Source organism: Legionella sp. (assembly GCF_049790535.1).
In the GTDB taxonomy this organism is placed as follows: Bacteria; Pseudomonadota; Gammaproteobacteria; order Legionellales; family Legionellaceae; genus Legionella.
This window is the reverse complement of record NZ_JBAQZB010000015.1, coordinates 1-6,097: the sequence shown is the minus strand read 5'-3', so window position 1 is coordinate 6,097 and position 6,097 is coordinate 1. Positions and strand designations below refer to the sequence as shown.

Here is a 6,097-nt window from a genome sequence, read left to right as displayed (position 1 = left end):
CAGTTATCCTGGGGGTTTCGGGATATTTTTTCCAGTTGGGCCAAGTAAAAGAAACAGACTAGAATTCTGTGTCTCAAATTTTGTATCAGCTACAGCATTCTATACAGTGAGCTATGACAGTCATTACATTCTATTTCTGTTTTTTCCACTTGAATTGTCACATGTTGAATACCAAACTCATGGCGTAACTGTTCAACCCATTCTGCGCGTAGTTGATCGCTCAGCGCTACATCAGGCATATACAAATGCACCGACATTGCATTTTCTTGCGTACTTAATGCCCAAATATGTAAATCATGAAAATTTTTAACGCCTGGTTTGGCCAAAAAAAACGCACTCACAGCAGACCAAGAAATATTATGGGGAACACCGTCAATGATTAACATAAAACTATTAACAAATAAAGACCAGGTTCCTTTAAGGATAATAATAGCAATCACTAAACCCATTACAGGATCAATCCAAAGCCAACCTGTCCAATACAATAAAGCGGAAGATAAAACCACACCTAAAGAAATTAAGGCATCATAAAATAAATGCAAATAAGCACCTTTGATATTCAAATCCTCTGAACCACGCATAAACAAAAGTGCTGTAGTCGAGTTAATAATAATGCCAAGGCTTGCTACAATCATGACCGATACTGCCTGAACTTCTGTTGGTGAAAATAACTTATATACTGCTTCTGTAGCAATGATACCGCAAGTAAAGACCAATAAAATACCATTTGCCAAAGCGGACAAAATCGATATTTTTTTCAAACCGTAGGTTGTATTCATGGTTGGTGCGGACTTCATTAAACCTGTTGCAATCCATGCTAAAGCTAATCCTAATACATCACCTAAATTATGAAAAGCATCAGCTAATAAACTGGTCGAACTTGACACATAAGCAAATATAATTTGCACAATGACAAACAGTCCATTAGCAATGATTGCAATTAAAAAAGCTCGATCATACGTGATCTCACCATGACTATGTGCACAATGATTTTGTCTTACCCTGTGCCCAAGTTTGGTCATAAAGACTCTTCGCTAAGTGTTTCTTCTTCATAATAATTAACACCAATCTTAATTCGATTTCGTTCTTTTTGCTTACGCCATGCATTGGTATCACGTAGAGAATAAACACAACCACAATATTCTTGCTTATAAAATTGTTCGCGCTTGGCTATTTCATACATCCGTTCAGAACCACCATTTTTTCGCCAATTATAAGTCCAATATTCGATGTCAGGATAATGACTTGCAGCACGTATCCCACACTCATTAATTTGATTCATATCTTTCCAGCGGGAAATTCCTAGAGAACTACTAATCATCGGAAAACCATTTTCATAAGCATATAAAGCAGTACGCTCAAATCGCATATCAAAACACATAGTGCACCGTTTACCCCGCTCAGGTTCCCACTCTAACCCCTTAGCACGCTCAAACCAATTATCTTTGTCATAATCGGCATCAATAAACGGAATACTATGTTTTTCCGCAAATTTAATATTTTCCTGCTTACGAATTTCATACTCCTGAACAGGATGAATATTAGGGTTATAAAAAAATATAGAAAAATTGATTTCCGAACTAATCAGGGCTTCCATCACCTCACCAGAACAGGGGGCACAGCATGAATGCAGCAATAGTTTATCTGCACCATTTGGTAATTCTAATTGTTCTCTGTTTATCATTGTATGGGTTCCGACAAATTGATAAAATGTTGGCGATAATAAACTAATTCTGCAATTGAATCTTTAACATCATCTAAAGCAAGGTGTTTTGATTCTTTTGTAAATCCATTTAACAATTCTGGTTTCCAACGAATAGCTAACTCTTTAAGTGTACTTACATCTAAATTTCGGTAATGAAAGAAAGCCGCTAATTCAGGCATATATTTATATAAAAAACGACGATCTTGGCAAACACTGTTTCCACACATTGGGGATTTTCCTTTATCCACATACTGCTTTAGAAACTTAATAGTTAATTGTTCGGCTTCTGCTTCGTTTATTTTACTTTCCAAAACCCGGTTTACTAATCCTGATTGACCATGCTGTTTGGTATTCCATGAATCCATTCTATCTAAAAGATCTTTAGGTTGAGAAACAGCAAACACCGGACCTGTACCAATAATGTTTAAATACGGATCGGTCACTACAGTTGCAATTTCAATGATCCGATTTTCTTCAGGATCAAGACCGGTCATTTCCAGATCAATCCAAATTAAATTATACTTATTTTTCATTTGACTTCCAGGACGTTAAGATTTGTTTCACACAAACTACTCGATGTTGATGTAAAGCCTGCTTAATCACAGCACCAGCATTACCTTGTGCGATTATAGAGCGTGCATTTACTTTAGCACATTCAGAAAGCAAATAGCGCCATAAATTGCTTTGTTGATAATCAATCGTCCGACCACAACCCTCTGCATCCGCTTGGCACACAATTAACATGTTATAAAAAAGCTGTGGCCGACGAAATGCATCCGTCTGCTCAAATACTTTAACTACAGTAGCTGCACGTAATTCAGATAAACGATGAATCGTTAAATGAACTCGCGAAACCATAGTTGCTAATGTACGGTATTCATTGGGAATACGCAAACGTGAACATAATGACTGAATAATGGGAACACCACGCTCTTCATGACCGTGATGACTTGGCCAATTGTGCATGGGTGAGGTTGCTTTTCCTAAATCATGAACTAAAGCCGCAAAACGGATAATAGGATCGTCAGTCAAAGCAACTGCTGATTGCATTGCCATTAAACTATGAATCCCACTATCTACCTCATGATGATAATGATAAGGATTGGGCACACCAAATAATGCATGTAACTCCGGTAAAATTACTCTTAATGCATCACAAGATCGTAAAATACCAATAAACTGTTCTGGATTTTTCTCTGCCAAACTGCGCTGCCATTCTTGCCAAATGCGTTCTGCAACCAAATGCTCTAACTCACCATTTTTGACCATTTGATACATCAAAGAACGAGTTTCCTCTGCTAATGTAAAGCCCAAATAATGAAAACGCGCAGCAAAGCGTGCAACACGTAACACACGCACCGGGTCTTCAACAAAAGCTGGAGAAACGTGGCGTAATATCTTTCGTGCTAAATCTTCCTGGCCATGATAAGGATCAATGATTCTGCCTTGCTCATCTTTAGCCATTGCATTAATCGTCAAGTCACGACGAGCCAAATCTTCTTCCAAAGTGACTGAACTGCTAAAATCACAAGCAAAGCCATAATAACCTGGTGCTGATTTTCTTTCTGTTCTTGCTAAAGCATATTCTTCATTCGTCTGTGGATGTAGAAACACAGGAAAATCACGACCAACCTGACGAAATTTTTTTTGTAGTAATTGTTCTGGATTTGCGCCCACAACTAGCCAATCTCGCTCCTTTATCGGCAGATCGAGTAATTGATCGCGAACGGCACCACCCACCAAGTAGACTTTCATTAACTGTCATTTACCTTCATACTATAGGATAAGAATTATCTCGTTAGGGGCTGTTGACAGACCCTGGACTTAGTCCATTATATTATAGATCGAAACCATGAGTAAAAGACGTATTAATAAAAAACAATCTGCACGCATTGAAAAAATTCAACATAATTATCATATAAGTAAAGAACAAGACGATAATCTGGCTGATGGATTAGTTATTAGCCGATTTAGCAAACATGTTGAAATTGAAGATAGTAATGGAGCACTTGTTCGTTGCTCCATTAGACCCAACCTAGAAACTCTGGTTGCTGGTGATCGCATTATTTGGCAAAAGGAAAACAATAATCAAGGCGTCGTCGTTAGTCTTTACCCGCGACGCAATATTTTGGCTAAGCCAACCAGTGGTGAACTAAGTAAACCAGTGGCGGCTAATATCACGCAACTCATTATTGTCATTACATCAAAACCAGAACTGTCTTGGTCACTTCTTGACAGTTATTTAGTAATGGCAGAAACGCTCAATTTACATGCGGTAATTTTATTAAATAAAACGGATTTATCGTGTTTTTCGCTCAAAAAGCGGTTATTAACTGATTATCAAAATCTAAATTATCCAATCCTTTTTATTAGTAAAGATACTGCGAGCGGTATGATAAAACTAAAAAAAATATTGGATCATCAGGTTAGTGTTTTTGTAGGCCAATCTGGGGTAGGAAAATCTTCATTAATTTCTCGTTTAGTACCTCATGAACAAAATATTGCCATTGGCACACTTTCCGAAATTTCAGCTCTGGGTAAACATACTACTAGTAATTCCAAGTACTACCATTTGCCTAGTGGCGGGGCGTTAATTGATTCACCAGGAGTTAGAGAATTTAGTCTATGGCATATGGATATAACCGAAATTGCCTGGGGCTATACTGAATTTAGACCTTATTTATCCCAATGCAAATTTAGAAATTGTACCCATAAAAATACACCTCATTGCGCCATAATAAAAGCGAAACATGAAGGTTTTATTTCAGTCAGAAGATACGAAAATTTTAATAAGCTCTGCGCTCAATACATAAAAAAGTCTTAATGAATGCATCAATGATATTGTTTATGCTTAACTATACCACCCAATAGGATCCCTACTGTATTGATTTTCGCTAAAATTCTCAGCAACTTGGTCTGCTACTGGAATTGACCACGTTAGTTTTTTGAGGATGTAACTATTAATATTATATTTTATTGCTTCGTCAAGATGCGTCATATTAACTTGTGAATAATATTTCACAACACCACGAACAGAATACTCTTTTTCCGGAACTTCCATAAGGAAACAACGCATTGTAGATGGTGGTGGGGTGTACTGTAACGATTTAAAACGTCGCTCAATATATGAGGTACAATTCTTAACAAAATTAAGGCGAGCCTTTTCTGGATCACAACTCGTTAAATGCTTCATAATATCTGTATTTTGAACTGTGTTTTCAGATAAAAACTGTGAAAACAAAATATTCACTCTTAATTCTTTACTAAAAGGATCTTTTTCTTGAGCATAAGTGCGAATCAATTCATCCAAAAAACCATCAATTATAGATTTTTGACTCTCCACTTGAGTTGTATCATATGCTGCCATTAAGGCAAATAAAATTAAATCTGGTCTAAACCAATAACCACCTAGCTCTGCCACTTGTCCCTTTGCGACCTTTTGTAACCATTGATGTATTTTCCCATTGGTAAAAAAACCGTATTCGTTAGATTTTGGAATAATCAGGTTATTAAGAATGGTAGTATAAAGTTCACTAAAATTAGTTCGCTCTAGATTAAACAAAGGCAGTAACTGCTGATAAACTGGAGATAACTCCTTAGGAATATAGTTTTGTCTATCCCACATAGTTATTAATGAATTTCCTTCAAATTTTGTGGCAAACAATAATACCAGGAGGCGACAACAATGTTGATACTCTGCAATCTCAGCCTCATTAGACTCATTCATTAGCAAATTAATATAGGTAATGTCCAGTTCTTCAGCTATCTTTATTGCCAAAGCATCCCATTTTTTCTTCACTGTGGTGTCGTTGAGGTCACCTTCCTGAGAACCAATTTTATGCCAACGCTCCTGATAACAGTTTCGTAAAAAGTGTAAATCATCTTTGGTTAAAACTGGTTCTGAGTGTTTTACAGCTATGGATTTCAGAAAATCCGTAGCAAATTTGCTAACCTTACTTTCTTCAGCGATATTATCACAAAATTTAAATTCTTCTACTAGATTTACATTAGATTCTGTGCGTGCAAAACGTGTATTAATAGCTTTAAGTAGTCCTGTATCAAATTCGTTGAGTTTTTTTTCCTCAAGTAAACTATGACAAAATTTAATAACATCTTCCACAAGCATAGTAATTACAACTAACCATTGATAAAGAATTTAATTTAACCGAAAATTTAACAAAAATCAATAATTAGGTATCTAGTTAGACTAAAAAAAAGCCAGTTTTACAGATAAAAAAAGTAAAAAAAAGCGGCTAAAAGCCGCTTTTCCTATCTTAATAAAACCCTGGCGATTCCCTACTTTCACATGAGGAGACCTCACACTATCATTGGCGCAAGTTTGTTTCACTTCTGAGTTCGAGAAGGATTCAGGTGGTTCCAAACCGCTATGGT

Annotated in this window: 6 protein-coding genes and 1 rRNA gene; 1 reads left to right on the top strand and 6 read right to left on the bottom strand. The window is 36.5% G+C overall.

What is annotated here, in order from left to right; translation table 11 throughout:
• Positions 1–89: 89 nt before the first annotated feature.
• Genes WA877_RS00625 through WA877_RS00610 form a run of 4 tightly spaced genes read right to left on the bottom strand, consistent with a single transcriptional unit; the run spans position 90 to position 3,460 of the window.
• Positions 90–1,022: a cation diffusion facilitator family transporter gene (locus WA877_RS00625; RefSeq protein WP_425169009.1), complete on the bottom strand. Its 933-nt coding sequence runs from the start codon at positions 1,020–1,022 to the stop codon at positions 90–92.
• On the bottom strand, positions 1,019–1,684 hold the full coding sequence (locus WA877_RS00620; RefSeq protein ID WP_425169008.1) for an epoxyqueuosine reductase QueH: 666 nt from the start codon (positions 1,682–1,684) through the stop codon (positions 1,019–1,021). The genes WA877_RS00625 and WA877_RS00620 overlap by 4 nt, the downstream gene beginning before the upstream one ends.
• The gene (orn, locus tag WA877_RS00615; protein ID WP_425169007.1) at positions 1,681–2,238 is read right to left on the bottom strand and encodes an oligoribonuclease; all 558 of its coding nucleotides are present in this window, start codon (positions 2,236–2,238) and stop codon (positions 1,681–1,683) included. The genes WA877_RS00620 and orn overlap by 4 nt, the downstream gene beginning before the upstream one ends.
• Positions 2,228–3,460 carry a multifunctional CCA addition/repair protein gene (locus tag WA877_RS00610; RefSeq protein ID WP_425169006.1) on the bottom strand — a complete coding sequence of 411 codons (1,233 nt, stop codon included), beginning with the start codon at positions 3,458–3,460 and terminating at the stop codon, positions 2,228–2,230. Before WA877_RS00610 ends, orn begins: the two co-directional genes overlap by 11 nt.
• 97 nt (positions 3,461–3,557) lie before the next feature.
• Here WA877_RS00610 and rsgA point away from each other — a divergent pair, with 97 nt between their 5' ends.
• Positions 3,558–4,529, top strand: coding sequence for a small ribosomal subunit biogenesis GTPase RsgA (gene rsgA, locus WA877_RS00605; RefSeq protein ID WP_425169005.1), 972 nt, complete (start codon positions 3,558–3,560; stop codon positions 4,527–4,529).
• 27 nt (positions 4,530–4,556) lie between these two features.
• On the opposite strand, the gene WA877_RS00600 is transcribed toward rsgA, so the two are convergent.
• Positions 4,557–5,831 (bottom strand): hypothetical protein, encoded by a 1,275-nt coding sequence (locus WA877_RS00600; protein WP_425169004.1) that lies wholly within the window; start codon positions 5,829–5,831, stop codon positions 4,557–4,559.
• Positions 5,832–5,988: 157 nt separating this feature from the next.
• Positions 5,989–6,097: ribosomal RNA gene (gene rrf, locus WA877_RS00595) — 5S ribosomal RNA — on the bottom strand; the annotation flags it as partial.

What these genes read in the sequence shown, in the direction of transcription:
- WA877_RS00625 (WP_425169009.1), bottom strand. Translation starts at nt 1,022, where the DNA reads ATGACCAAACTTGGGCACAGGGTAAGACAAAATCATTGTGCACATAGT.
- WA877_RS00620 (WP_425169008.1), bottom strand. Translation starts at nt 1,684, where the DNA reads ATGATAAACAGAGAACAATTAGAATTACCAAATGGTGCAGATAAACTA.
- orn (WP_425169007.1), bottom strand. Translation starts at nt 2,238, where the DNA reads ATGAAAAATAAGTATAATTTAATTTGGATTGATCTGGAAATGACCGGT.
- WA877_RS00610 (WP_425169006.1), bottom strand. Translation starts at nt 3,460, where the DNA reads ATGAAAGTCTACTTGGTGGGTGGTGCCGTTCGCGATCAATTACTCGAT.
- rsgA (WP_425169005.1), top strand. Translation starts at nt 3,558, where the DNA reads ATGAGTAAAAGACGTATTAATAAAAAACAATCTGCACGCATTGAAAAA.
- WA877_RS00600 (WP_425169004.1), bottom strand. Translation starts at nt 5,831, where the DNA reads ATGCTTGTGGAAGATGTTATTAAATTTTGTCATAGTTTACTTGAGGAA.